Origin of the sequence: Salmonella enterica subsp. enterica serovar Typhimurium str. LT2 (genome assembly GCF_000006945.2) — a bacterium.
In the GTDB taxonomy this organism is placed as follows: Bacteria; Pseudomonadota; Gammaproteobacteria; order Enterobacterales; family Enterobacteriaceae; genus Salmonella; species Salmonella enterica.
Genome location: NC_003197.2, coordinates 4,802,765 through 4,825,900, shown reverse-complemented (window position 1 = coordinate 4,825,900; position 23,136 = coordinate 4,802,765). Strand labels below are relative to the sequence as shown.

At 53.0% G+C, this 23,136-nt stretch carries 25 protein-coding genes, 3 tRNA genes and 30 other annotated features; of the genes, 13 read left to right on the top strand and 15 right to left on the bottom strand.

Annotated elements, in window-relative coordinates:
• Positions 1–22: 22 nt before the first annotated feature.
• The 4 genes from deoD to deoC form a co-directional block, all read right to left on the bottom strand.
• Positions 23–755 (bottom strand): purine-nucleoside phosphorylase gene (gene deoD, locus STM4570; RefSeq protein NP_463426.1). Within the gene, positions 23–742 belong to an annotated coding region; the region does not span the whole gene.
• Positions 750–755 (bottom strand) — a ribosome-binding site (putative RBS for deoD; RegulonDB:STMS1H004433). It overlaps the preceding gene by 6 nt.
• Before the next feature lie 196 nt (positions 756–951).
• Positions 952–2,186, bottom strand: a protein-coding gene (deoB, locus tag STM4569; RefSeq protein NP_463425.1) for a phosphopentomutase. Within the gene, positions 952–2,175 belong to an annotated coding region; the region does not span the whole gene.
• Positions 2,181–2,186 (bottom strand) — a ribosome-binding site (putative RBS for deoB; RegulonDB:STMS1H004432). (Overlaps the previous gene by 6 nt.)
• A 40-nt stretch (positions 2,187–2,226) precedes the next feature.
• The gene (gene deoA, locus STM4568; RefSeq protein ID NP_463424.1) for a thymidine phosphorylase occupies positions 2,227–3,561 on the bottom strand. Within the gene, positions 2,227–3,549 belong to an annotated coding region; the region does not span the whole gene.
• Positions 3,556–3,561 (bottom strand) — a ribosome-binding site (putative RBS for deoA; RegulonDB:STMS1H004431). (Overlaps the previous gene by 6 nt.)
• Before the next feature lie 111 nt (positions 3,562–3,672).
• Positions 3,673–4,631, bottom strand: a protein-coding gene (gene deoC, locus STM4567) for a 2-deoxyribose-5-phosphate aldolase (RefSeq protein ID NP_463423.1). Within the gene, positions 3,673–4,470 belong to an annotated coding region; the region does not span the whole gene.
• Positions 4,471–4,476 (bottom strand) — a ribosome-binding site (putative RBS for deoC; RegulonDB:STMS1H004430). Its footprint overlaps the gene before it by 6 nt.
• Positions 4,497–4,513, bottom strand: a protein binding site (putative binding site for DeoR, RegulonDB: STMS1H000132).
• Positions 4,541–4,583: a protein binding site (putative binding site for CytR, RegulonDB: STMS1H000130), on the bottom strand.
• Positions 4,549–4,569, bottom strand: a protein binding site (putative binding site for CRP, RegulonDB: STMS1H000058). Its footprint overlaps the feature before it by 21 nt.
• Positions 4,597–4,617: a protein binding site (putative binding site for CRP, RegulonDB: STMS1H000071), on the bottom strand.
• Positions 4,599–4,607, bottom strand: a -10 signal (putative -10_signal for deoC; RegulonDB:STMLTH004680). Its footprint overlaps the feature before it by 9 nt.
• Positions 4,623–4,631 (bottom strand) — a -35 signal (putative -35_signal for deoC; RegulonDB:STMLTH004680).
• A gap of 68 nt (positions 4,632–4,699) precedes the next feature.
• Positions 4,700–4,705 (top strand) — a ribosome-binding site (putative RBS for yjjI; RegulonDB:STMS1H004429).
• Here deoC and yjjI point away from each other — a divergent pair.
• Positions 4,700–6,262, top strand: a protein-coding gene (gene yjjI, locus STM4566) for a putative cytoplasmic protein (protein NP_463422.1). Within the gene, positions 4,712–6,262 belong to an annotated coding region; the region does not span the whole gene. It overlaps the preceding feature by 6 nt.
• Positions 4,807–4,823: a protein binding site (putative binding site for DeoR, RegulonDB: STMS1H000133), on the bottom strand. Its footprint overlaps the gene before it by 17 nt.
• Positions 4,816–4,829: a protein binding site (putative binding site for DeoR, RegulonDB: STMS1H000134), on the bottom strand. Its footprint overlaps the feature before it by 8 nt.
• A complete protein-coding gene (gene yjjW / locus STM4565) occupies positions 6,234–7,097 on the top strand; it encodes a pyruvate formate lyase activating enzyme (protein NP_463421.1) in 864 nt (287 codons plus the stop codon). Before yjjI ends, yjjW begins: the two co-directional genes overlap by 29 nt.
• 32 nt (positions 7,098–7,129) lie before the next feature.
• Here the strand turns inward: yjjW and yjjV are convergent.
• The 8 genes from yjjV to holD form a co-directional block, all read right to left on the bottom strand.
• The gene (yjjV, locus tag STM4564; RefSeq protein NP_463420.1) for a putative hydrolase occupies positions 7,130–7,914 on the bottom strand. Within the gene, positions 7,130–7,903 belong to an annotated coding region; the region does not span the whole gene.
• Positions 7,900–8,986, bottom strand: a protein-coding gene (gene yjjU / locus STM4563; protein NP_463419.1) for a putative phosphoesterase. Within the gene, positions 7,900–8,973 belong to an annotated coding region; the region does not span the whole gene. The genes yjjV and yjjU overlap by 15 nt, the downstream gene beginning before the upstream one ends.
• Positions 7,909–7,914, bottom strand: a ribosome-binding site (putative RBS for yjjV; RegulonDB:STMS1H004428). (Overlaps the previous gene by 6 nt.)
• Positions 8,981–8,986 (bottom strand) — a ribosome-binding site (putative RBS for yjjU; RegulonDB:STMS1H004427). (Lies within the gene yjjU.)
• Positions 8,987–9,096: 110 nt before the next feature.
• The gene (locus STM4562; protein NP_463418.1) for a putative inner membrane protein occupies positions 9,097–9,280 on the bottom strand. Within the gene, positions 9,097–9,276 belong to an annotated coding region; the region does not span the whole gene.
• Positions 9,275–9,280 (bottom strand) — a ribosome-binding site (putative RBS for STM4562; RegulonDB:STMS1H004426). Its footprint overlaps the gene before it by 6 nt.
• 106 nt (positions 9,281–9,386) lie before the next feature.
• Positions 9,387–10,017 (bottom strand): hyperosmotically inducible periplasmic protein gene (gene osmY, locus STM4561; protein ID NP_463417.1). Within the gene, positions 9,387–10,004 belong to an annotated coding region; the region does not span the whole gene.
• Positions 10,012–10,017: a ribosome-binding site (putative RBS for osmY; RegulonDB:STMS1H004425), on the bottom strand. (Overlaps the previous gene by 6 nt.)
• Before the next feature lie 388 nt (positions 10,018–10,405).
• Positions 10,406–12,009 (bottom strand): peptide chain release factor RF-3 gene (gene prfC, locus STM4560; protein NP_463416.1). Within the gene, positions 10,406–11,995 belong to an annotated coding region; the region does not span the whole gene.
• Positions 12,004–12,009: a ribosome-binding site (putative RBS for prfC; RegulonDB:STMS1H004424), on the bottom strand. (Overlaps the previous gene by 6 nt.)
• 77 nt (positions 12,010–12,086) lie before the next feature.
• Positions 12,087–12,775 (bottom strand): putative haloacid dehalogenase-like hydrolase gene (yjjG, locus tag STM4559; RefSeq protein ID NP_463415.3). Within the gene, positions 12,087–12,767 belong to an annotated coding region; the region does not span the whole gene.
• Positions 12,770–12,775: a ribosome-binding site (putative RBS for yjjG; RegulonDB:STMS1H004423), on the bottom strand. Its footprint overlaps the gene before it by 6 nt.
• A gap of 10 nt (positions 12,776–12,785) precedes the next feature.
• Positions 12,786–13,252, bottom strand: a protein-coding gene (rimI, locus tag STM4558; protein NP_463414.1) for a modification of 30S ribosomal subunit protein S18. Within the gene, positions 12,786–13,232 belong to an annotated coding region; the region does not span the whole gene.
• Positions 13,177–13,629, bottom strand: a protein-coding gene (gene holD, locus STM4557) for a DNA polymerase III, psi subunit (protein NP_463413.1). Within the gene, positions 13,177–13,614 belong to an annotated coding region; the region does not span the whole gene. The genes rimI and holD overlap by 76 nt, the downstream gene beginning before the upstream one ends.
• Positions 13,247–13,252, bottom strand: a ribosome-binding site (putative RBS for rimI; RegulonDB:STMS1H004422). (Overlaps the previous gene by 6 nt.)
• Positions 13,624–13,629: a ribosome-binding site (putative RBS for holD; RegulonDB:STMS1H004421), on the bottom strand. It lies within the gene holD.
• 75 nt (positions 13,630–13,704) lie before the next feature.
• Positions 13,705–13,710 (top strand) — a ribosome-binding site (putative RBS for rsmC; RegulonDB:STMS1H004420).
• Here holD and rsmC point away from each other — a divergent pair.
• From rsmC to leuV, 4 genes are all read left to right on the top strand, one after another.
• Positions 13,705–14,745 (top strand): 16S ribosomal rRNA gene (gene rsmC, locus STM4556; RefSeq protein NP_463412.1). Within the gene, positions 13,717–14,745 belong to an annotated coding region; the region does not span the whole gene. It overlaps the preceding feature by 6 nt.
• A 209-nt stretch (positions 14,746–14,954) precedes the next feature.
• Positions 14,955–15,038, top strand: a tRNA-Leu gene (gene leuQ, locus STM4555).
• 30 nt (positions 15,039–15,068) lie between these two features.
• Positions 15,069–15,152: transfer RNA gene (leuP, locus tag STM4554), tRNA-Leu, on the top strand.
• A gap of 34 nt (positions 15,153–15,186) precedes the next feature.
• Positions 15,187–15,270 (top strand) — tRNA-Leu (leuV, locus tag STM4553).
• A 15-nt stretch (positions 15,271–15,285) separates the two neighbouring features.
• On the opposite strand, the gene STM4552 is transcribed toward leuV, so the two are convergent.
• The gene (locus tag STM4552; protein ID NP_463411.1) for a putative inner membrane protein occupies positions 15,286–15,529 on the bottom strand. Within the gene, positions 15,286–15,522 belong to an annotated coding region; the region does not span the whole gene.
• Positions 15,524–15,529 (bottom strand) — a ribosome-binding site (putative RBS for STM4552; RegulonDB:STMS1H004416). It overlaps the preceding gene by 6 nt.
• Positions 15,530–15,772: 243 nt before the next feature.
• On the opposite strand from STM4552, the gene STM4551 reads away from it, so the two are divergent.
• The 3 genes from STM4551 to STM4549 all read left to right on the top strand — a co-directional run bounded on the left by STM4551 (position 15,773) and on the right by STM4549 (position 18,355).
• Positions 15,773–16,837: a putative diguanylate cyclase/phosphodiesterase domain 1 containing protein gene (locus STM4551; protein ID NP_463410.1), complete on the top strand. Its 1,065-nt coding sequence runs from the start codon at positions 15,773–15,775 to the stop codon at positions 16,835–16,837.
• Between the two features lie 120 nt (positions 16,838–16,957).
• Positions 16,958–17,746, top strand: a complete 789-nt coding sequence (fhuF, locus tag STM4550; RefSeq protein NP_463409.1) for a ferric hydrozamate transport protein — start codon at positions 16,958–16,960, stop codon at positions 17,744–17,746.
• Between the two features lie 142 nt (positions 17,747–17,888).
• Positions 17,889–17,894: a ribosome-binding site (putative RBS for STM4549; RegulonDB:STMS1H004415), on the top strand.
• Positions 17,889–18,355, top strand: a protein-coding gene (locus STM4549) for a putative cytoplasmic protein (protein NP_463408.1). Within the gene, positions 17,897–18,355 belong to an annotated coding region; the region does not span the whole gene. (Overlaps the previous feature by 6 nt.)
• 50 nt (positions 18,356–18,405) lie before the next feature.
• Here the strand turns inward: STM4549 and bglJ are convergent.
• Positions 18,406–19,096 (bottom strand): transcriptional regulator (activator) of bgl operon gene (gene bglJ / locus STM4548; protein NP_463407.3). Within the gene, positions 18,406–19,080 belong to an annotated coding region; the region does not span the whole gene.
• Positions 19,041–19,774 (bottom strand): putative LuxR/UhpA family transcriptional regulator gene (gene yjjQ / locus STM4547; protein NP_463406.1). Within the gene, positions 19,041–19,766 belong to an annotated coding region; the region does not span the whole gene. The genes bglJ and yjjQ overlap by 56 nt, the downstream gene beginning before the upstream one ends.
• Positions 19,091–19,096 (bottom strand) — a ribosome-binding site (putative RBS for bglJ; RegulonDB:STMS1H004414). It overlaps the preceding gene by 6 nt.
• Positions 19,769–19,774: a ribosome-binding site (putative RBS for yjjQ; RegulonDB:STMS1H004413), on the bottom strand. (Lies within the gene yjjQ.)
• A gap of 554 nt (positions 19,775–20,328) precedes the next feature.
• Positions 20,329–20,334 (top strand) — a ribosome-binding site (putative RBS for yjjP; RegulonDB:STMS1H004412).
• On the opposite strand from yjjQ, the gene yjjP reads away from it, so the two are divergent.
• The 4 genes from yjjP (at position 20,329) to dnaC (ending at position 23,091) form a co-directional block, all read left to right on the top strand.
• The gene (gene yjjP / locus STM4546) for a hypothetical protein (protein NP_463405.1) occupies positions 20,329–21,255 on the top strand. Within the gene, positions 20,344–21,255 belong to an annotated coding region; the region does not span the whole gene. It overlaps the preceding feature by 6 nt.
• Positions 21,231–21,236, top strand: a ribosome-binding site (putative RBS for STM4545; RegulonDB:STMS1H004411). It overlaps the preceding gene by 6 nt.
• Positions 21,231–21,719 (top strand): putative inner membrane protein gene (locus STM4545; protein ID NP_463404.1). Within the gene, positions 21,246–21,719 belong to an annotated coding region; the region does not span the whole gene. Before yjjP ends, STM4545 begins: the two co-directional genes overlap by 25 nt.
• An 82-nt stretch (positions 21,720–21,801) precedes the next feature.
• Positions 21,802–21,807: a ribosome-binding site (putative RBS for dnaT; RegulonDB:STMS1H004410), on the top strand.
• The gene (gene dnaT / locus STM4544; protein NP_463403.1) for a primosomal protein I occupies positions 21,802–22,351 on the top strand. Within the gene, positions 21,812–22,351 belong to an annotated coding region; the region does not span the whole gene. Its footprint overlaps the feature before it by 6 nt.
• Positions 22,335–22,340: a ribosome-binding site (putative RBS for dnaC; RegulonDB:STMS1H004409), on the top strand. It overlaps the preceding gene by 6 nt.
• Positions 22,335–23,091 (top strand): chromosome replication protein gene (gene dnaC, locus STM4543; protein NP_463402.1). Within the gene, positions 22,354–23,091 belong to an annotated coding region; the region does not span the whole gene. Before dnaT ends, dnaC begins: the two co-directional genes overlap by 17 nt.
• Positions 23,092–23,136: the final 45 nt, after the last annotated feature.

Genomic DNA, 23,136 nt, shown 5'->3' with positions numbered 1-23,136 from the left:
TGCTCTGGCCCCCTTCACAATCTTACTCTTTATCGCCCAGCAGTACGGATTCCAGTGCGATTTTGATCATGTCGTTGAAGGTCGTCTGACGTTCAGCGGCAGTGGTCTGCTCGTGGGTACGGATATGGTCAGATACGGTGCAGATGGTCAGCGCTTTCGCGCCAAATTCAGCCGCAACGCCGTAGATACCCGCCGCTTCCATCTCTACGCCCAGTACGCCGTATTTTTCCATCACGTCGAACATTTCGCCGTCCGGAGAGTAGAACAGGTCAGCGGAGAACAGGTTGCCTACGCGCGCGTCAACGCCCAGCGCTTTTGCCGCATCAACTGCGTTACGCACCATGTCGAAGTCAGCGATAGCCGCGAAGTCATGATCTTTAAAACGGATACGGTTCACTTTGGAGTCGGTGCAGGCACCCATACCGATCACCACGTCGCGCAGTTTGACGTCCATGCGCACAGCGCCGCAGGAGCCGACGCGAATGATTTTCTTCACGCCGAAATCGGTGATCAGCTCTTTGGTGTAGATGGAGCAGGACGGGATACCCATACCGTGGCCCATCACGGAGATCTTACGGCCTTTGTAAGTCCCGGTGAAACCTAACATGCCGCGAACGTTGTTCACTTCGCGAACATTTTCGAGGAAAGTCTCAGCAATGTGCTTCGCGCGCAGCGGGTCGCCCGGCATCAATACGACGTCAGCGAAATCACCCATTTCTGCATTAATATGTGGAGTTGCCATCTTCAGTTCCCTTTAAATTTGTTGTTATTGCCTGATGGCGGCTACGCCTTATCAGGCCTACAAAACGTGTGTCAAAACAGTGAAATACCCTAAGTATTTCGCGTTGTAGGAAGGCGACGAATTCGTGAATCCCCGGGAGCATAGATTAACTATGTGACCGGGGTGAGCGAATGAAGTCAACGCATCTACAGCGCGAAAGACAACAGGTATCACAGCATGTTTTTACCGTAGTCCATCGGCGATGTACCAAAGTAGGTCGCCAGCGTCTGGCCGATATCCGCGAAGGTTTCACGGTGACCTAAAGAGCCCGGTTTGACTTTCGGACCGTAGATCAGCACCGGAATGTGCTCACGGGTATGGTCAGTACCGGTCCAGCTCGGGTCACAGCCGTGGTCAGCGGTCAGGATCAGAATGTCATCTTCCCCCACCAGCTCCATCAGCTCCGGCAGACGGCGGTCAAACAGCTCCAGGCCTGCGGCGTAGCCCGCGATGTCGCGACGGTGGCCCCAGGAAGAGTCGAAGTCGACGAAGTTAGTGAAGACGATGGTTTTATCGCCCGCTTCTTTCATCTCTTTGAGGGTCGCGTCGAACAGCGCGTCCAGACCGGTCGCTTTCACTTTCTTAGTGATGCCGCAGTTGGCGTAGATGTCGGCAATCTTACCGACGGACACCACGTGGCCCTGTTTTTCATCGACCAGTTTCTGCAGCACAGTCGGCGCTGGCGGTTCTACGGCCAGGTCGTGACGGTTACCGGTACGCTGGAAGTTACCGGCCTTGTCGCCGATAAACGGACGCGCGATCACGCGGCCAATGTTGTAGCCGCCTTCGGTCAGCTCTTCACGGGCGATTTCGCACAGCTCGTAGAGTTTATCCAGGCCAAAGGTCTCTTCGTGGCAGGCAATCTGGAACACGGAGTCAGCGGAGGTGTAGAAAATCGGCTTGCCGGTTTTCATGTGCTCTTCGCCGAGCTGGTCCAGAATGACCGTACCGGAAGAGTGGCAGTTACCGAGGTAGCCCGGCAGGTTAGCGCGTTTCACCAGCTTATCCAGCAGTTCCTGCGGGAAGCTGTTTTCGTGATCGCTGAAATAGCCCCAGTCGAACAGCACCGGCACGCCGGCGATTTCCCAGTGGCCGGACGGCGTATCTTTGCCGGAGGACAGTTCGTGCGCCCATGCGTATGCGCCAATAACGTCCGCGTTGCCGTCCATGCCGGCGGCAATTTTACCGGTAGAGCCTTCATGCGCTTTCACCAGCCCCAGACGAGTCAGGTTAGGCAGATTCAACGGGCCTTTACGGCCATTGTCAGCTTCGCCTTTGGCGCAAGCTTCTGCGATGTGGCCCAGAGTGTCGGAACCTACGTCGCCAAAACGATCCGCGTCTTCAGTAGCGCCGATGCCGAATGAGTCCAGCACCATAATAAATGCACGTTTCATATCTTCTCCGTACTTAGTGCTTCAAAAATAATTGATCAGATCAGTATACAACTATTCAGTAATTCGACGATAGACCGAAGGTGTGCTTGCTGGCGCTTTATCGTCAAGGATAATTGCCGCTTTGACGGCCTTCGCCGCTTCCTGCCAACTGGCTTCGTCTTTGGCATGAATCACCGCCAGCGGGCGCTGCCCGTCGATGCTGTCGCCCAGACGGGCCATGTCGGTAAAGCCAACGCTGTAATCAATGGTGTCAGACGCCTGACGACGGCCGCCGCCCATCGAGACGACCGCCATCCCCAGCGCACGCGTATCCATTGCGCTGATAAACCCTTCGGTATCAGCATATACCGCTTTGCTCAACATGGCGGTCGGCAAGTATTTATCGTAGTTCTCAACGAAATCGCTTGGCCCTTTCTGCGCGGCCACCATACGACCAAAGACTTCTGCCGCTTTACCGTTATCCAGCACCGCCTGCAGTTTGGCACGCGCTTCGGCGTCGTCTTTCGCCAGCTGGCCGGAGATCAGCATCTCCACGCATAGCGCCATAGTGACGTCAAACAAGCGCGGATTGCGGTATTCACCGGTCAGGAACTGCACGGCTTCACGCACTTCCACCGCGTTACCGGCGCTTGAAGCCAGCACCTGGTTCATATCGGTTAACAACGCCGTAGTGCGAACTCCCGCGCCATTTGCCACGCCGACAATCGCTTCAGCAAGGGCTTCAGAAAGTTCATAGGTTGGCATAAACGCGCCGCTGCCGACTTTTACGTCCATTACCAGCGCATCAAGCCCTTCGGCCAGTTTCTTGGCGAGGATGGAGCCGGTGATCAGCGGAATAGAGTCCACCGTCGCGGTAATATCGCGGGTGGCGTAAAAACGTTTGTCCGCCGGTGCAAGCGAGCTGGTTTGCCCAATAATCGCCACACCCACGTCTTGAATAATTTCGCGGAAACGGTTGTCGTCCGGGAAGATATCGAAGCCCGGGATCGCTTCCAGTTTGTCGAGCGTACCGCCGGTATGTCCGAGGCCGCGACCGGAGATCATCGGCACATAACCGCCGCAGGCCGCTACCATTGGCCCCAACATCAGAGACGTCACGTCCCCTACGCCGCCGGTCGAATGCTTATCGACAATCGGGCCATTGAGATTCAGGCTTTTCCAGTCAAGGACAGTACCGGAATCCCGCATCGCCATGGTCAGCGAAACACGCTCCGGCATGGTCATATCGTGGAAGAAGATGGTCATCGCCAGGGCGGCAATCTGCCCTTCAGAGATAGTATTGTCACGAATACCATTAATAAAGAAACGAATTTCTTCGTCACTCAACGCATGACCATCACGCTTTTTACGAATAATTTCTTGTGCGAGAAACACGGTACCCTCCTGAGGGAAAAGAGTAGAAGGCTTACATCGCCGGATGGCGGCTAACGCCTTATCCGGCCTACAGGCCTGGATTTGTAGGCCGGATAAGCGCAGCGCCATCCGGCAAATCAGAGCTTAGTAGCTGCTGGCGCTCTTACCGTCGCCGTGACCCAGCGCTTTCAGCAGGCTTGCCAGCAGGCTGGATGCGCCAAAGCGGTAGTGACGAGAATCTGCCCAGTCAGCGCCAAACAGTTCGTCTGCAATCGCGAGGAATTTCTGCGCGTCTTCCGCCGTACGTACGCCGCCCGCCGGTTTGAAGCCAACGGTTTTGGAAACGCCCATGTCGCGGATCACTTCCATCATGATGCGCGCGCTTTCCGGCGTAGCGTTTACCGGCACTTTACCGGTAGAGGTTTTGATGAAATCCGCACCGGCTTTAATGGAGATTTCAGAGGCTTTACGAATCAGCGCCTCTTCTTTCAGCTCGCCGGTTTCGATAATCACTTTCAGCAATACGTTCGCTGCGGCACAAGCGTCTTTACAGGCTTTTACCAGGTCAAAACCCACCTGCTCGTTACCGGCGATCAACGCGCGGTACGGGAATACCACGTCCACTTCGTCAGCGCCGTAGGCGATCGCCGCACGGGTTTCCGCCAGCGCAATATCGATGTCATCATTGCCATGCGGGAAGTTAGTCACCGTTGCAATGCGGATGTCCGGCGTACCTTGTTCTTTCAGAGTTTTACGCGCAATCGGGATAAAACGCGGGTAAATACAAATCGCCGCCGTATTCCCGACCGGAGTTTTTGCCTGATGACACAACGCGATCACTTTTTCATTGGTGTCGTCATCGTTCAGAGTGGTCAGATCCATCAGTTTGAGCGCACGCAGGCTGCTTGCTTTTAAATCAGTCATGACATTCTCCAACGGCATTGCCGTATAAAATTTCACCTTGCGAGTCTGTTAATATTCTAACATTCACTCGCGATTACACTTCGATATACATCACAGTTAATGAAAACTACGTACAAATTTGCATTACTGTAATGAGATCTGAATCAAATTATCCCGCCGTCACCGTCTGTTCTTCGAGCGATAAGCGCATCAGGATCAAAGTCGGTTTGCCGCCATTTTCTACAATAGCGCATCGTCCCGGCATAAAGAGGAAACGAAGATGCCTGCCTCATGCGAAACTGCGCTCCAGCAGCGTTGCCAGCAAATTGTGACCAGCCCGGTGCTCACGCCTGAACAAAAACGCCATTTTCTGGCGCTGGAAGCTGAAAACGCCCTGCCTTATCCCACCCTGCCGGAAGATGCCCGCCAGGCGCTGGATGAAGGCGTCATTTGCGATATGTTTGAGGGGCACGCCCCCTTCAAACCGCGCTACGTGTTGCCCGATTACGCCCGATTTCTGGCTAACGGTTCACAGTGGCTGGAACTGGAAGGCGCGAAAGATCTGGATGATGCGTTATCCCTACTCACCATTCTGTATCATCACGTTCCTTCCGTGACGTCCATGCCGGTTTATCTCGGCCAGCTTGATGCGTTGCTGCAACCGTATGTTAGAATTCTAACACAAGATGCGATCGATATTCGAATAAAACGTTTCTGGCGTTATCTCGACAGAACGCTGCCAGACGCCTTTATGCATGCCAATATTGGCCCTGCCGATACGCCTGTCACACGAGCGATTTTGCGCGCCGATGCCGAGCTAAAGCAGGTGGCGCCTAACCTGACGTTTATCTACGATGCGGAAATTACGCCGGACGATCTGCTGCTGGAGGTCGCCAAAAACATTTGTGAATGCAGTAAGCCACACATTTCCAATGGCCCTGTAAATGATAAAATTTTCACAAAAGGCCATTATGGCATCGTCAGTTGTTATAACTCGCTACCGCTTGGCGGCGGCGGCAGTACGCTGGTACGTCTCAACCTGAAAGCCGTGGCAGAACGCAGTACGTCTGTCGATGACTTCTTTTCACGTACGCTACCGCACTACTGCCGACAGCAGATCGCCATCATTAATTCACGATGTGAATTCCTCTATGAAAAATCACATTTCTTTGAGAATAGCTTTCTTGTACAGGAAGGTTTGATCGAGCCCGAACGTTTTGCGCCGATGTTCGGTATGTACGGGCTGGCGGAAGCCGTGAATCTGCTGTGCGAAAACGCGGGCCTGACCGCCCGTTACGGCAAGAATGATACGGCGAACGAGCTGGGCTACCGTATCAGCGCCCAACTGGCGGATTTCGTCGAAAATACGCCAGTGAAGTATGGCTGGAAGCAACGGGCGCTGCTCCATGCCCAGTCTGGCATCAGTTCCGATATTGGCACTACGCCGGGCGCGCGTCTGCCGTATGGCGATGAACCGGACCCTATCACCCATTTGCAAACCGTCGCGCCGCACCATGCCTTTTACCATGCCGGGATCAGCGACATTCTGACGCTGGACGAAACCATCAAGCGTAATCCGCAGGCGCTGGTTCAGCTTTGTCTTGGCGCGTTCAAAGCCGGGATGCGGGAATTTACTGCCAATGTCAGCGGCAACGATCTGGTGCGCGTCACCGGTTATATGGTGCGCCTGTCGGATCTGGCGAAATTTCGCGCCGAAGGCTCGCGCACGAATACCACCTGGCTGGGAGAAGAAGCCGCACGTAATACCCGCATCCTGGAACGACAGCCACGCGTAGTCAGCCATGAACAACAGATGCGCTTTAGTCAGTAAGATCATTGCGTTTTCCTGCGTCGATGGGCCAGGCAGCCGCCTGGCATTATTCTTACAGGGCTGCAATTTGCGCTGCAAGAATTGCCATAACCCGTGGACGATGGGACGCTGTAACGACTGCGGGGAATGCGTATCGCAGTGTCCGCACCACGCCCTCAGCATTGATGGCGGGAAAGTGGTATGGCGGTCGGACGTCTGCGAGCAGTGCGATACCTGCCTGAAAATGTGCCCACAGCAGGCAACGCCAATGGCGCAGACCATGAGCGTTGACGATGTGCTGCGTCATATTCGTAAAGCATCGCTGTTTATTGAAGGTATTACCGTCAGCGGCGGAGAGGCGACCACGCAATTACCGTTTATTGTGGCGCTATTTACGGCGATCAAAGCCGATCCGCAGTTACAACGGCTGACCTGTCTGGTGGACAGTAATGGTCAGTTAAGCGAGACCGGCTGGCAAAAACTACTGCCGGTTTGCGACGGCGTAATGCTCGATCTGAAAGCCTGGAAGAGCGAGTGTCATCACCGTCTGACCGGACGTGATAACACGCATATTAAGCACAGTATCCGCTTTCTTGCTGCGCGGGGAAAACTGGCGGAGCTGCGGTTGCTGGTTATCCCGGGTCAGGTGGACTATGCGGCGCATATCGATTCACTGGCGGCGTTTATTACTTCGCTGGGCGAGGTTCCGGTGCGTTTGAATGCCTTTCATGCGCACGGTGTCTATGGCGAAGCGAAAGCCTGGCCAGGCGCGACGCCGCAAGAGGTGGAACGGCTGGCTGACGGATTGCGCGCGCGTGGGGTGGCGAAGCTGATTTTGCCGGCGCTATATTTGTAAGCGTCGCCTGCCGGACGGCGGCTGCGATGCCATCAGAGCCGAAACAAGGTAATGGTATTGCGATACAGCGTATCGGCTATCACCTCTGCGGGCTCCGGACGTAATTCGCAGAGCGCATCAAATACGCGCGCCGCCTGCTCCGGGCGGTTCGGCTGCCCCTGAAACCCCTTTAGCGGCATATCCGGCGCATCGGTCTCCAGCAACAGCGCGTCCAGCGGCAAGCGCGCCATAACATCACGGGTTTTACTGGCGCGCGGGTAGGTGATGGTGCCGCCGACGCCGATTTTATAGCCCAGTCGCACAAAGCGTTCGGCCTGCTGCAGACTGCCGGCAAAACCATGCACCACACCGGTTCGCGGCAGATCCTGGCGCTTTAAGTGCATCGCCAGTTTGTCATGCGTGCGCCGCGAGTGCAGGATCACCGGCAGATCGTAGCGTTTTGCCAGTTGCAGTTGCGCGTCTAAAAATCGCTCTTGCCTGGCGAACTGCGGGTCGTCGCGATAAAGATCGAGCCCGATCTCGCCTACCGCCACGACGTTCTGTTGCTGCGCCAGCGCTTGTTGCAGCTTATCAGAATCGTCATCGGCATGACGCTCAATCACAATGGGGTGCAATCCCAGCGCAGCATAAAGCGACGGGAAACGCGCCGCCAGCGCCAGCACGCGGGGAAAGTGCGCCGCCTCGGTCGCCGGCACGATGATTTTTTCAACGCCCGCCTCACAGGCACGCTGAATACTGGCGCGCTCATCGCCCGTAAAGGGCGGGAAATCAAAATGGCAGTGTGTATCGATAAAGCGCCAGCTCACGCCAGATCCTCGTCGGTAAATGTGGTGTCGTTTGCCTGCGGCGCGCTAATGACCTCCGCCACATGCGTATCATTGGCCACCGGCGCCGGAGGCACGACCACCGTTTCCGGCACGGCAATCCGCGACGTATGGCGCAAGAGAGGCGGCGTTGCGGCGAGCAATTTACCAACGGTGGCAAGGAAATAACGCCCGCATAATCGCCCGGTTTTGTAATCCTCACGCAGCGCCGGGATACGGCTGCCCAGCGCCATGCTGTGCAGCGGTTTCGGCGGATAAATTTCAATGATCCGCAGCTTACCCGGCGGCTTTTCAATAAATTGTTGGATCGCGCTGTAGGACGTTTCATGATGCTGCACCAGGTTGACCAACGGCTGTAGACTGCTCTCTCCCAGCCAGCGCTCCATACGCTTAAACCACTGCGGCGTGTAATACATTTGCGAGGGTACGGTGCGGATCACCACAATGGTTTTCGCCCCCCGCTTTGCCGCCTCCTGAACCGGAATGGCGTCGCTAATGCCACCGTCCAGATAGTTGATGCCCTCTAACGTAACGCCGGTACGGTAGAAACCCGGTATGGCGCTGGAGGCGCGAATGATATCAAGCCAGTTTTGTTTTGTCGGCGAGAAATAGCCCGGCGTGTAATCATCCCCCCGGCAGGCGCACATATAAAAGGATTTTCCGCTGTCGAACAGGCGCGCTGCGGTATCCATCTGCAGCGGCATCCGGGCGGCGGTGGATTCCACCAGCCAGTCGAGGTCAATAAGGTTTCCTCCGCGTACAAATCGCAGCGGATCAAAAAATTCGCGCCTGGTGGTATAGCGCATAATGACTTTGCGCCCGTAGCCGGGCTGGTTGCAGAGATACGCCGAGAGATTTTGCGCACCGGCTGATGTGCCGAAGTAGAGATGGAAAGGATTAAACTGCGCATGCATAAACTCATCCAGCACGCCTGCGGTAAAGATGCCCCGCTGCCCCCCGCCCTCACAGACCAGCGCCATACGGCCTGGCCGGAACGGTGTTAATGATAACGGCGCAATATTGCCGAGCGTAACCGGTATTCGCTGGCCCACCTCTGCCTTCCTGTTTTTCATTTTTTTCCAGGCTGACAAGGTAACGCAAAACGTTAACGGCTAAAACCGTAAAAGCCAGTCCGCTGGACTGGCTTGATAGCAATATATCTTTACAGATGCCTGCTAGGGTCGTTTACGGCCCATGAACAGGCTGACCAGGAAGAGCACGATCCCGACGACGAAGACGATTTTCGCCGCGCCGGCAGCCGTACCAGCCAGTCCACCAAAACCCAATGCGGCGGCAATTAACGCGATAACCAGAAATATAATGCCCCAACGAAACATAAGCCTCTCCTTTACCATAGTTAATGTCGACCGCTAAATATGAGCGCTCAGGCTACTCATTCGCGATATTTTTAGTGTGGTGCACATTACGCCTCCCGACAAACGTCGGGAGGACGAATTACGACGAATTACTGAACTTTCAGATCGTTTTTAACACTTTTTACGCCATCAACGGCTTTCGCGATGCTTTCAGCGCGGTCGCTTTGTTCCTGAGTTTCAACGGTACCGGAGAGCTGTACGACGCCATCGGTCGTTTCCACTTTCACTTTACGGGAAGGGACGAGATCGTCCGCCAGCAACTTGGCTTTGACTTCACTGGTCGTGGCCGTATCGCCGGCATAACCTTTCACGGAACCTTCTTTATTGTCGCGAACGTGAAGTTTGTCGCTAACGGAGGTCACGCCTTCTACGCCTTTCGCCACTTTCACGGCGGCTTCAGCCTGCGCCTGGCTTTCTACAAAGCCGCTCAGGGTGACAACTTTCTGATTGGTTTCGACAGAAATATCGGTGCTTTTAATATTGTCATGGTCTACCAGCGCAGCTTTTACTTTCGCAGTGATGGCGCTGTCATCCATGAAGTTACCGACTTTATTCATAGAGCTATCGACTTTTTGCCCTGCGGTTTCGGTTCCGCTTTGCGCCTTGTCCGTTGTTGCGTTTTCTGCAAAGGCAGAACCTGTCGCAACAGCAGAGGTCAACATTACGGCCAGCAGAGTTTTAGAAATCTTCAGTCTTGTCATAGTCATCGATTTTGTCCTGTATAGTTTGCTCGTAATTTGAGCTCAGGCAACACGAGGTTGCATTGCTGAATGCGGTGAAACTCACCGGTTTCTGAAGTCAATGACTGGCATCACATTCGTGAATTTGTAACGACGCGTCGCCTGCCACCCTTCCGTTTCAGTTATTAATATCGTGACTGAAACAAATCTCAGCTTTAAGCTCTCATATTCACGCATTGAACAGGCATTAAAGCCGACATTTATGTCATCACTTTGTTAAATATAGATCACAATTTTAAAATCGCTTGTCGGTGCGTATAAAAAACAGGCAGATCGGAGAAAAAACGCGGGATTTAAGAACATTCCGTAAGCGGTTAAAAAGGCAGGGAAAGTACGAAGGCGCGGCGGATGCCGCGCCCGGAAAGGGATCAGTGTTCGCGCGTTTTACGGAACTGAACGTCAGGGTAACGTTCCTGGGTCAGGTTCAGGTTAACCATCGTGGGGGCGATATAGGTAAGGTTGTCGCCGCCATCCAGCGCCAGCTGCGTTTCATTCTTACGCTTAAACTCTTCGAATTTCTTCGCATCGGCGCTTTCCACCCAGCGCGCCGTCGCCACGTTGACGGATTCATAAATCGCCTCAACGTTGTATTCGCTTTTCAGGCGCGCGACAACAACGTCAAACTGCAAAACGCCCACGGCGCCAACAATCAGATCGTTGTTGGAGATGGGACGGAATACCTGCACCGCCCCCTCTTCAGAAAGCTGCACCAGCCCTTTCAGTAGCTGCTTCTGCTTGAGCGGATCTTTCAGGCGAATACGACGGAACAGTTCCGGCGCAAAGTTCGGGATACCGGTAAACTTCATCATCTCGCCCTGAGTGAAGGTATCGCCGATCTGAATGGTGCCGTGGTTATGCAGACCCAAAATATCGCCCGGGTACGCTTCTTCAACGTGCGAACGGTCGCCCGCCATAAAAGTTAACGCGTCGGAAATCACCACATCTTTGCCGGTACGGACCTGGCGTAGCTTCATGCCCTTCTCATACTTACCGGAAACCACGCGCATAAACGCCACGCGGTCGCGGTGTTTCGGGTCCATATTGGCCTGAATTTTAAAGACAAAACCGGTGAATTTCTCTTCCGAGGCTTCCACTGTGCGGGTATCGGTTTGACGCGGCATCGGCGCGGGCGCCCACGCCACTAAACCATCCAGCATATGGTCAACGCCAAAGTTACCCAGCGCGGTACCGAAAAATACCGGGGTAATTTCCCCTGCCAGGAATAGCTCTTCATCAAACTCGTTAGACGCGCCCTGCACCAGTTCCAGCTCGTCGCGCAGCTGTTGCGCCAGGTCTTCACCGACGGCGGCGTCCAGATCCGGGTTATTCAGCCCTTTAACGATGCGCACTTCCTGAATGGTGTGGCCCTTACCGGTCTGATACAGATAAGTTTCATCTTTATAAAGGTGATAAACGCCCTTAAACAGCTTGCCGCAGCCAATCGGCCAGGTGATCGGCGCGCAGCCGATTTTCAGCTCGTTCTCGACTTCATCCAGCAGCTCCATCGGGTCGCGGATGTCACGGTCGAGTTTGTTCATAAAGGTCAGGATCGGCGTATCACGCAGACGGGTAACTTCCATCAGCTTACGGGTCCTGTCTTCAACGCCTTTTGCGGCGTCGATCACCATCAGGCAACAGTCCACCGCCGTCAGGGTACGGTAGGTATCTTCGGAGAAGTCTTCGTGCCCCGGGGTGTCCAGCAGATTCACCAGACAGTCGTGATACGGGAACTGCATCACCGAGGTAGTGATAGAGATACCACGCTGTTTTTCCATCTCCATCCAGTCAGATTTTGCATGTTGGCTGGAGCCACGGCCTTTTACCGTACCGGCGGTCTGAATCGCCTGTCCGAACAGCAACACTTTTTCGGTAATGGTGGTTTTACCGGCGTCCGGGTGAGAAATAATGGCAAAAGTGCGGCGTTTGGCCACCTCTTGCAAATAAGGAGACAACGTCATAGTCAAATCTTCTTGAGTAAGCGCGGCGTTTGACCACGCATGTTGAATACGAAAAATGCGGCTATTTTACCCATCAACCTGGGGGAGGCAATCAGTGTTTACACAGGAGCTGCTCCAGTTCGCTTAATGACGCCACAGTCCAGGTTGGATGGATACCCGCGGGCTGCTCGCGATGATGCGCGTTAAGCCAGCAGGTCGACAGTCCGGCGTTAATGCCGCCAAGAATATCGGATTCCGCGGTATCGCCAACCATTAATACGCGCGAGCGGTCAGGATTCCCTGCCTGCTCCAGGGCGTAGTTAAAGATTTTCGGATCGGGCTTCGCGACGCCAACCTGCTCGGAAATCACCAGCAGATCGAAATACTCGCGCAGCCCGGTGCGCTCCAGACGAGTTTGTTGTAGCGCGGTAAAACCATTAGTAATAATACCGATTTTAGCCTGCCCGCGAATCGCATTAAGTAGCGAAACGGCGCCCGGCAAAGGAGAACAGATCTCCGCCATCGCACTAATAAAAGCGTCATTCAGCAGCCCCGGCGCAACGTTTAGCCGTTCAGCCCAACTTTGAAAGCGCGCGTGCTGCAATTGTAATGAGGTAATCGCGCCGTTCTGATAATCCACCCATAGCGGCTTATTCACGGCCTGGTAATCCTGGAAATCCTCAGCGGTAAAGGTGACGCTATAGTCAAGGAACATCCGCTGTAAGCCGGTGAAAGAATCAAACGTAAACAGCGTTTCATCGGCATCAAAGAAAATCCAGTCCCACTTCATCATTACACCTTGCCTCTTTTATTACATGCTTATCGGTAACGCCATGATGATGGCGTCCTCATGCCCTTGTGCCGTGGGATAGTAATTGCGGCGAATCGTCGCCTCGTTAAACCCCAGACTTTCATACAGCGCGATGGCGGCAGCGTTAGAGGCGCGTACCTCCAGCCATAGCGTTACAACACCGCGCGTTTCCAGTTCATCAATCAGATGCTCAAGCAGCATACGCCCCAGCCCCCGACGCTGAAAATCCGGATCGACGGCGATATTGAACAGCGTCGCTTCGTCCAGCACCACCTGTGTAATGGCAAACGCGGCCATTCTGTCATCAGCGGTCAGCTTAAGGTTGAGATACCGTTCGCCCTGGTTGCCGAAAAACGTTTTTTCGCTCCACGGAAACGCATGAGCGCGTTGCTCAATCTGCCAGGCTGCGGGGAGATCGGTCGTGCTGAGGATAGAAATCGTGTTCATGTTCGCAGATTTGTTGCCATAGTGCGGCGCGTGCCGCCGGGTTTGCCCGGAGTTCATTAAACGCCGGCGTCGTGACCTGAGCGCCTTCGAGTTGGAGCGGCGCGTCAGTTCCTAACCGCCAGCTATTACAACGGCTGCCCTGCGGCAGCATGGCGACGCGCTCAGGCGTCAGCGGTAAAACCTGATCGGGACTCACGGTCAACGCGCGTAAGATATCGCGCATTAGCGGCTCGTTCAGCGCAGGTAATTCCTCTGCAACCACGATCAGACGAACGTGCGCGGGAAGGGAAATCGCAATCTCGCCCTGTAGCGCGCCAGGACGTCGCAGCGCCCACTGCGTAATACCCAGTTGCTGTAACTGCCAGTCTCGTCGGGATGTCATAGCGAAACGCTCCTGTAATCAGGGGCGCAAATATAGCAAATCTGTCGAATCTGCGCCATCAAACTACTATAATCGCCGCCAGTCTGAATTAAGGAGCATTCCATGTCTGCTTTTACCCCGGCAAGTGAAGTCTTGCTGCGCCACAGTGATGATTTCGAACAAAGCCGTATTCTTTTTGCCGGAGATTTGCAGGATGACCTGCCCGCGCGCTTTGAATGCGCCGCCAGCCGCGCGCATACGCAACAGTTTCACCACTGGCAGGTATTAAGCCGCCAGATGGGCGATAACGTCCGTTTTAGCCTGGTCGCGCAAGCCAGCGATGTCGCTGACTGCGATACGCTGATCTACTACTGGCCGAAAAATAAACCCGAAGCGCAGTTCCAGTTGATGAATATTTTGTCGCTGATGCCGTCGGGCGTCGATGTTTTCGTCGTGGGAGAAAACCGCAGCGGCGTGCGTAGCGCCGAACCGATGCTGGCGGACTATGCGCCGCTGAACAAAGTAGATAGCGCGCGACGTTGCGGCCTTTACCATGGCCGTCTGGAAAAGCAGCCGCAGTTTAGTCTTGAATCCTGGTGGGCCGAGTACAACATCGACGGGCTGACCATCAAAACGTTGCCGGGCGTATTCAGCCGCGACGGACTGGATGTTGGTAGCCAACTGCTGCTGTCTACGCTGACGCCGCACACCAAAGGTAAAGTGCTGGATGTCGGCTGCGGCGCTGGCGTGCTTTCCGCCGCGCTGGCCAGCCATTCGCCGAAAGTGCGCCTGACGCTGTGTGATGTCAGCGCTCCGGCGGTGGAAGCCAGCCGCGCCACGCTTGCCGCTAATGGTCTTGAAGGCGAGGTATTCGCCAGCAACGTCTTTTCGGAAGTCAAAGGACGTTTTGACATGATCATCTCCAACCCGCCGTTCCACGACGGAATGCAAACCAGCCTCGATGCGGCGCAAACGCTCATTCGCGGCGCAGTGCGCCATCTGAACAGCGGCGGAGAGTTACGCATCGTGGCGAACGCCTTTCTGCCCTATCCTAAGATTCTGGATGAGACTTTTGGCTTCCATGAAGTCATCGCGCAAACCGGGCGCTTTAAGGTTTATCGTACCGTGATGACCCGTCAGGCGAAGAAATAGTTGGCCTGATAAGCGCAGCGCCATCTGGTTGCATGTGCCGGATGGCGACGCAAAGCGTCTTATCCAACCTACGTCTCGCGTCCATTTTTGCAGCAATCAATCTATCCCATGCAATTAACTATTGACGAATAGCTGAAAACCACTAGAATGCGCCTCCGTGGTAGTGATTCTTTTCAAGAATCGATGGTATGCGAAGGTGGCGGAATTGGTAGACGCGCTAGCTTCAGGTGTTAGTGTCCTTACGGACGTGGGGGTTCAAGTCCCCCCCCTCGCACCAAAACCACGTTGATATTGCTCGCACTGGGCGAAGGTGGCGGAATTGGTAGACGCGCTAGCTTCAGGTGTTAGTGTTCTTACGGACGTGGGGGTTCAAGTCCCCCCCCTCGCACCAACGAGGCGATATCAAAAAGTAAGATAACTGTGCGAAGGTGGCGGAATTGGTAGACGCGCTAGCTTCAGGTGTTAGTGTCCTTACGGACGTGGGGGTTCAAGTCCCCCCCCTCGCACCAATTATCTTATCCTTCCTTTGTCTCTTCATTTTCATCCCTGATTCCAGTTCATCATTGCCAACATCATGCCGCCAATAAGCGCTATACACGATGGCAGCAGTACAAAATGCCGTAATTGTTTGTGATACAACATCAGCGCAGACAGTAGCAATCCTGATACAATCAACAGCTTCAGCGCATCAGCTGACAGGCCGATAAACGCCAGTCCAACGATAATCACTCCAGGCAATAATACGCCCCATCCGCTGCCTAACGTCCGCTGCAACATGGTTTCACCTCTGGAATTGATAATGATAACCAATATCATATGATATATTTTCTCATTTGTCAGCCAGGGAGAAAGCTAAAGAGATGAGTTTTACTTAACGGTTGATGACACGTATTCAGTAAGGTGATAAATTGTCCGACTGTTAACGTAAAAACAACAACACCTCGCTTTAGGCGACCTTTTCTCATACGTTATTTTCATGTTGGCGCCCGATTCCGTGTATATCACCGATAAATAACGACAATTACCCATGACAACCCCATCCTGGCGGTCGCTTCGTATTAAGAAGTATCAGTTTTCTTTACGTCTTTTCTTGTTTCTCAACGCCGTGTCGGCGCTATTTACTCTCGTTTTCCCCCTTTATCAGATCAATGTATTTTGCACGCCAATGATCGGGATAGTGGTCCTGAGCGTATTACTGTTGATATGGCATGGGAAATATGGACAAAAAAGAATTAATCTCCCCTTTATCTCCCTACTCTTTGGGGGAATATGGGCGGCGCATATTGCGCTAAAGTATCCGGCGTTAGGCCATTATGATTTCTCTTTTTTACTGATTTCCCTGCTTAGCGTTCTGTTTATCGGCTCGATAGCCTTTGCCGCGAATATCGTCGCGTTTACGCTCTATTCGCTACCGCCAGTCGCGGTCTGCCTGTGGCTGAACGGTAATGAACAAGGTTTGCGAATTCTCTATTTGCTGACCCTGCCAATGGTGGGAATCGCTATTCAACATGTTATCCAGAAACGCTACGATAATTTTGCCCAACAGCTCATGTTTAAGCTGCTGGCCGAGCGGGAAACCCTCAATGGCCTGAGTATGCTTGATCCATTAACCGGCTTATATAACCGCCGTGGCCTGCAAAATCGGCTGGATACGTTACAGGCGCCGGGCAGCCATGAACACTACGTCCTGCTATTGGATATCGATCATTTCAAAGCGTATAACGATCACTACGGTCATATGATGGGCGATCAGGCGTTAATTCGCGTCTCAGCGGCAATTCGGGACGCCGTGCGATCGCGCGATGTCGTCTGCCGTTTTGGCGGGGAAGAATTTCTGGTGTTGCTGACCACCGCCGAACCACAGCAAGCCCGCGCTACCGCAGAACGTATCCGACAGGAAGTATACGATCTTAAAATCCCGCATATGTTTAACGAAAGCGTCGCCACCAATGTCACTGTCAGTATCGGCATTGCGCCCCTGACGGATCGCAATATCGGAGACGCTATCGAAAAAGCGGATAAAGCGCTCTACGAAGCCAAGCATCTTGGACGTAACCACATTCTGGTCAGCGACGACATGCGCGCCCTATGAATCCTGTTGGCGTAATCGTGCTACGCCAACAGCGTTAACCATAAACCGCTTGCCATCGTTTATCGCTATCGATAGGATTAGCAATCATTATCATTTAGATTAACATCATTAAACTGCGCTATGGCCTACCGTTCCGCACCGATTGCTGACGATATTATCTGGCGAGCTGCTCCCCAGCCGGAAGACGCCTCGCTGGCGGACGCAGTACGCGAGACGATCGCCTCTACCCGTAAGCACCTGTTGGACTTCATCCGGCTGGATGAAACGCCGCCGCCAGCGGCGATGACTCTTGCCCAGTGGACGCGCCCCGCGACGTTTCGTTCATTGCTGGCCGCCTATTCCGATCACATCTATCGGCACACGCCAGGCCTGCCACGTGAAAATAAGCCGTTACTCTCCCTATGGGCGCAATGGTATATCGGGCTGATGACGCCGCCGCTGATGCTGGCATTACTGACGCAAGCGCGCGCTATCAATGTCTCGGCAGAACATATTCACGTTGAATTTCATGAAACCGGGCGCGCCGCGTGTTTCTGGCTTGATGTGCATCAGGATAACCTGGCAACGGAGCGTTCCCCGGAAGAACGAATGGAAACGCTAATAGTCTCCGCACTACAGCCGGTCATTCAGGCGCTGGAGGCGACTGGCGACATCAACGCGAAACTTATCTGGAGCAATACCGGTTATTTAATCAACTGGTATCTGACTGAGATGAAACCGCTGCTTGGCGAAGCCCTGCTGGCAACGCTACGCCAGCGCTGTTTTTTTGAAAAGCAGCTATCCGACGGTCAGGATAACCCGCTGTGGCGGACCGTCGTAATGCGCGACGGTCTTCTGGTACGCAGAACCTGCTGCCAACGTTACCGCTTACCTGACGTACAGCAGTGCGGCGACTGCACGCTAAAGTAAACCGCTTTACGTTGCCTTCAGTTATCGTCACGGCTTACTGCTGCTGGCCTGTCACATTATTATATTTACAGCGGCGCTCTCCGTATGCCAAATTACGTTTTGCCATTTTTGGGTCTACCGTGGCTATTGGTAAGGTCTCAGGAGAGAAGAATGAGTCTGCAATCTGTACGGCAATTTCTGGCCGATCATGCTCCCGATATTGAAATTATCGAATTAAATCAAAGTACAGCGACTGTCGAACTGGCAGCCAAAGCGCACAACGTAGAGCCAGGGCAGATAGCTAAGACGCTCTCGCTTAAAGTAAAAGACACCATTATCCTGGTGGTCGCGAAAGGCGATGCCCGCCTGGATAATAAGAAGCTTAAAACCACTTTCGGCGCAAAAGCCCGTATGTTGAGCAGCGATGAAGTGGTCAATGCAACCGGACATCCTGTCGGCGGCGTATGTCCTTTCGGGCTGGAGCACCCGCTGCCCGTTTATTGCGACATCTCTCTGAAGGGGTATAACGAAGTATTGCCTGCCGCAGGCGCCACGCACAGCGCGGTACGCATCACGCCGGAAAGAATGGCTGAACTGACATCGGCGACCTGGGTAGACGTGTGCCAATAACGTGCCTGGCACCCTGATTCCCCGAACAAGCACGGCGCATCCGGCGCGGGCTATACCCGATGCTGGAGCGCGGTAGCATCGCCGGCGCGCAGATATAACAGAATATCCGCCGCATCGAGTAACCCGGCATCAGAACTCACGCCCAGCTTGGACATCACATTAAACTTATGCGCTCGGATAGTCTTAATGTTACGTTCTAACTGGACAGCAATTTGCGGCATTGAGTAGCCGTTCGACATAAAACGCAGAATCTCCCGCTCGGTTGGACTAAGCATACAATTCTGGTGAAGCTCCCAAAGATTGTCTGTACGCTCCGTTGTCCGTCGGGCGCTATTAAGCGATGTAAATAAGGCATCCTGTAAAACATCCAACGGCGACGCTTTGCTGATGACCCCATCCAGCGGCAGCGGGGATAGCGCGCTGATTAAGCGAGCTTCAGCATCATCATCGGCAATCACCAGACGCCGCATATGGGGATAATTTATCGCCAGTTCCGTCAGGCTGGATAATCCTGTCCGGCGTTCAGTTCTTAACGCAGAAAGAGAAAAAATAACGGCAGAAAACGGCGTCGTTAGCGCAGCCTTATAAAACGCGGATGGTTTTGAAAAAATATGAAGCGTATGTCGGCAATCCGGCATTGCATCAAATAGCCCTTTAATACCAATGGTGCTCATCACGCATTTTTCTACGAGCGCAACATTTCTCTTGCTGATTCTGTTTTCCATTCCATGGTTTCTCCATATACCGAAGGTAGGTTCAATTCTCTGGCTCCCTGAGAACTGTTTATCCATGCATACATCTCTGCATTACTGTGTATTGATAAGCGTCGCATGGCGCTATTTTTTTGGGCGCTAATTGTTTTATTACTTTTTTTAAGTAACGCCGCAATTTGGTTAATGCCCCACCCTTTTCCTAAAAGGCGTAATACTTTTCGTTCAGACAGCGTAAGGACAATCGGCCTGTCGTGGGACTGCTGAATTTCAGACGGTACCTGAGGCGATAATAATGTTTTGCTTATTCTTTCTGAGCGAGCGTTTCCCGCATGGATAACGCTAATAAGATTCTCGATTGGCTCTTCGTCTGAAAGCAAGGTGCTGACGGGGCCCATCAGGAGATCAACCGCATGTGGATAGCAGGATTTAGGAACCAGAAATACCCAATGTATGTCGCGATATTGCGAGAGTAAGCTATAAAAATATTCGCAGATAGCGCGGGGAGAGGCATTGTTAACTGCTAAATCAGCAATAACTAAATTACTTCGGCGTAGCTGTAGCAGCGTTAGCTCTTCTATCGTACGACAATACGCCAGTTTATAATCGGGGAAATTACCTGTTATAGCCCCTTTAAGGCCTTCCTGTATAAGAGGGGTTTTACTGATAATAAGTCCATTTTTGCAGCATCCTGGCAGCATAATTCCTCCGCACCCACGCCGCCACTTTTCATTGCCCCATTAATAAAAACACTATTAACAATGAGCGCAAAGAAATATAAGCCGAGTGGATTAATTATCCTTGTTTTATTTTTAAAAATATAACATTGATTGCGCTACAATCCACATAGCACAAAAACATGAAATCACTATCGCATAGTTACTCATAAAACCAGAAGCAAGACAATTAAATTAACTAAATTTGCACATTAGTAATTCTAACGAAAACGCATCATATTAATAAATTTAAAATATGAGTTCGCCCTTCATTCATATTGCTGAGTCCTAAAACAAAAGCCCAACAATACTGTCTACCATCCATAAAACTCATGTAATATCTGCGAATTATACTAAGTCATGCCTAATTTTACGCCCGCTACTCACGCCATTGTTGTTAAACCATTAATGCATATCGTTGATAAAATTCACCACATCATTGATTCAAAAATGAGCGGCCAGGCTGGCATAATGCCTCTATTCTGGAAACGGACATACGAGAACCGTCGCCCATAAGGATATCCTGCCTGTGACGAAGCGCACGTCTCAGGAAGCTTATGCGTTGCGTCTGGCGGTTGACGTTTTTATCAACAAGAAATTGATCTTAACCAACGCCATCATGCCTGTGCTTCGTGTTAAAAAGGAAGCCTCTGTCATAGTGGCGGCGCATAGAATGTCTTTTCGGACAGGACGAGTCATGCAAGAAGAGCAATCAATTCAACGAGCAGTAACACGGTTATGTATTCAATGCGGGCTGTTTTTATTGCAGCACGGGGCGGAAAGCGCACTGGTTGATGAGCTTTCCACCCGACTCGGTTTGGCGCTCGGTATGGATAGCGTCGAAAGCGCGATCTCCTCTAACGCCATTGTCCTGACGACCATTAAAGACGGACAATGTCTGACATCGACACGTAAAAACCAGGATCGCGGCATTAATATGCACGTCGTCACGGAGGTTCAGCATATCGTTATCCTCGCGGAACATCGTCTGCTGGATTACAAAGGCGTGGAAAAACGCTTTAGCCAGCTCCGCCCGCTGCGTTATCCGCGCTGGCTGGTGGCGTTTATGGTCGGTCTTTCCTGCTCCTGCTTTTGTAAGCTGAATAATGGCGGCTGGGATGGCGCGGTTATCACCTTTTTCGCCAGTATGATAGCCATGTATATCCGCCAGATGCTGGCGCAGCGGCATTTACATCCGCAGATCAATTTTTGCATTACCGCCTTTGTCGCTACCACGATTTCCGGGCTGATGCTCACCCTTCCCGCCTTTAGCCAGACGCCCACTATCGCCATGGCGGCGAGCGTACTGCTACTGGTGCCGGGCTTTCCGCTGATTAATTCCGTCGCAGATATGTTTAAAGGACATATTAATACCGGGCTGGCGCGCTGGGCTATCGCCAGCCTGTTGACACTGGCCACCTGTGTGGGCGTAGTGATGTCAATGACAGTATGGGGGCTACGAGGATGGGTATAATCGACTTTTTACTGGCGCTAATGCAGGACATGATCTTGTCTGCGATCCCCGCCGTCGGGTTTGCGATGGTCTTTAACGTTCCCCACCGGGCGCTTCCGTGGTGCGCGCTACTGGGGGCGCTGGGTCATGGCTCGCGTATGCTGATGATGAGCGCTGGTTTTAATATCGAATGGTCAACGTTTATGGCTTCGCTGCTGGTCGGCAGTATTGGTATTCAGTGGTCACGCTGGTATCTCGCTCACCCTAAAGTGTTTACCGTCGCGGCCGTGATCCCGATGTTTCCGGGGATTTCCGCCTATACCGCGATGATTTCCGCAGTAAAAATTAGCCATCTGGGCTATAGCGAACCGATGATGATTACGCTGCTGACCAATTTTCTGAAAGCCTCTTCCATTGTTGGCGCGCTCTCAATTGGCCTCTCTGTACCGGGATTATGGCTGTACCGCAAACGCCCCCGCGTGTGATTGGTGGAACGCCTCCTGCTGTTCTTACAGGTCTGTGTGGTACTATAAAAACAGTCGCCCTTCTCGGTTGTTGTTCCATATTGAGAAACATTATGTCTTCCAGAATTTTAACGTCGGACGTCATCGGTATTGACGTCCTTTTACACGATCATCATGCTGTGCTGGCGAAGTCAACGGGCGGCGCAGTGGCGGTATTCGCTAATAATGCGCCTGCCTTTTATGCCGTGACGCCTGCACGCATGGCTGAACTGCTGGCGCTTGAAGAAAAGTTATCACGTCCGGGAAGCGATGTGGCGTTAGACGCACAATTTTACGAAGAACCCGAAGCCGCCCCCGTTGCGATTCCCTGCGGAAAATTCGCCATGTATCCCGCCTGGCAACCGGATGCGGATTTTCAGCGTCAGGCTGCCCTTTGGGGCGTGGCGCTTCGGGAGCCGGTCACCGCAGAAGAGCTGGCGGCGTTTATCGCCTACTGGCAGGCGGAAGGTAAGGTTTTTCACCATATCCAGTGGCAGCAAAAGCTGGCGCGCAGCGTGCAAATCAGCCGTTCCAGCAATGGCGGAATGCCGCAGCGCGACATCAATAGCGTCAGCGAACCTGACAATCATATTCCACCAGGTTTTAGGGGGTAACGATGAAAAATGTTGGCGACCTGATGCAGCGTCTACAAAAAATGATGCCTGCGCATATTACGCCGGCGTTTAAAACGGGCGAAGAATTGCTGGCGTGGCAGAAAGAGCAAGGCGAGATCCGGGCGGCAGCGCTGGCGCGGGAAAACCGGGCGATGAAAATGCAGCGCACCTTTAACCGTTCCGGCATTCGACCGCTGCATCAGAACTGTTCGTTTGATAACTATCGGGTTGAGTGCGACGGACAAATGAACGCGTTAAGCAAAGCCCGACAGTACGTTGATGAGTTTGACGGCAATATCGCCAGCTTTGTCTTTTCCGGCAAGCCGGGAACCGGTAAAAACCATCTCGCCGCGGCTATTTGTAACGAGCTGCTGCTGCGCGGAAAGTCGGTACTGATTATCACCGTAGCGGATATTATGTCAGCGATGAAAGACACGTTCAGCAATCGGGAAACCAGCGAAGAGCAGTTGCTTAACGATCTGAGTAACGTTGATCTGCTGGTGATCGACGAGATCGGCGTGCAGACCGAATCCCGCTATGAAAAAGTGATCATCAATCAAATTGTCGATCGTCGTTCCTCGTCAAAACGTCCCACCGGCATGTTGACGAACAGCAATATGGAAGAGATGACGAAAATGCTTGGCGAACGCGTCATGGACCGTATGCGTCTCGGCAACAGTTTATGGGTTAATTTTACCTGGGACAGTTACCGCAGCCGGGTGACGGGTAAAGAGTATTAAATTGCAACGTGCGCCAGGGCGATACGACGCCTGACTGGCATAACA

Bases quoted from the DNA above. Each gene is read 5' to 3' on its own strand.
- yjjI (NP_463422.1), top strand. From the start codon at position 4,712: ATGCCTGCCTCATGCGAAACTGCGCTCCAGCAGCGTTGCCAGCAAATT.
- rsmC (NP_463412.1), top strand. From the start codon at position 13,717: ATGTCTGCTTTTACCCCGGCAAGTGAAGTCTTGCTGCGCCACAGTGAT.
- STM4552 (NP_463411.1), bottom strand. From the start codon at position 15,522: ATGTTGCAGCGGACGTTAGGCAGCGGATGGGGCGTATTATTGCCTGGA.
- STM4551 (NP_463410.1), top strand. From the start codon at position 15,773: ATGACAACCCCATCCTGGCGGTCGCTTCGTATTAAGAAGTATCAGTTT.
- bglJ (NP_463407.3), bottom strand. From the start codon at position 19,080: ATGGAAAACAGAATCAGCAAGAGAAATGTTGCGCTCGTAGAAAAATGC.
- dnaC (NP_463402.1), top strand. From the start codon at position 22,354: ATGAAAAATGTTGGCGACCTGATGCAGCGTCTACAAAAAATGATGCCT.
- dnaT (NP_463403.1), top strand. From the start codon at position 21,812: ATGTCTTCCAGAATTTTAACGTCGGACGTCATCGGTATTGACGTCCTT.
- yjjW (NP_463421.1), top strand. From the start codon at position 6,234: ATGAACAACAGATGCGCTTTAGTCAGTAAGATCATTGCGTTTTCCTGC.
- deoB (NP_463425.1), bottom strand. From the start codon at position 2,175: ATGAAACGTGCATTTATTATGGTGCTGGACTCATTCGGCATCGGCGCT.
- STM4562 (NP_463418.1), bottom strand. From the start codon at position 9,276: ATGGTAAAGGAGAGGCTTATGTTTCGTTGGGGCATTATATTTCTGGTT.
- deoD (NP_463426.1), bottom strand. From the start codon at position 742: ATGGCAACTCCACATATTAATGCAGAAATGGGTGATTTCGCTGACGTC.
- osmY (NP_463417.1), bottom strand. From the start codon at position 10,004: ATGACTATGACAAGACTGAAGATTTCTAAAACTCTGCTGGCCGTAATG.
- STM4549 (NP_463408.1), top strand. From the start codon at position 17,897: ATGAGTCTGCAATCTGTACGGCAATTTCTGGCCGATCATGCTCCCGAT.
- rimI (NP_463414.1), bottom strand. From the start codon at position 13,232: ATGAACACGATTTCTATCCTCAGCACGACCGATCTCCCCGCAGCCTGG.
- STM4545 (NP_463404.1), top strand. From the start codon at position 21,246: ATGGGTATAATCGACTTTTTACTGGCGCTAATGCAGGACATGATCTTG.
- prfC (NP_463416.1), bottom strand. From the start codon at position 11,995: ATGACGTTGTCTCCTTATTTGCAAGAGGTGGCCAAACGCCGCACTTTT.
- fhuF (NP_463409.1), top strand. From the start codon at position 16,958: ATGGCCTACCGTTCCGCACCGATTGCTGACGATATTATCTGGCGAGCT.
- yjjQ (NP_463406.1), bottom strand. From the start codon at position 19,766: ATGCTGCCAGGATGCTGCAAAAATGGACTTATTATCAGTAAAACCCCT.
- holD (NP_463413.1), bottom strand. From the start codon at position 13,614: ATGACATCCCGACGAGACTGGCAGTTACAGCAACTGGGTATTACGCAG.
- yjjG (NP_463415.3), bottom strand. From the start codon at position 12,767: ATGATGAAGTGGGACTGGATTTTCTTTGATGCCGATGAAACGCTGTTT.
- deoC (NP_463423.1), bottom strand. From the start codon at position 4,470: ATGCCGTTGGAGAATGTCATGACTGATTTAAAAGCAAGCAGCCTGCGT.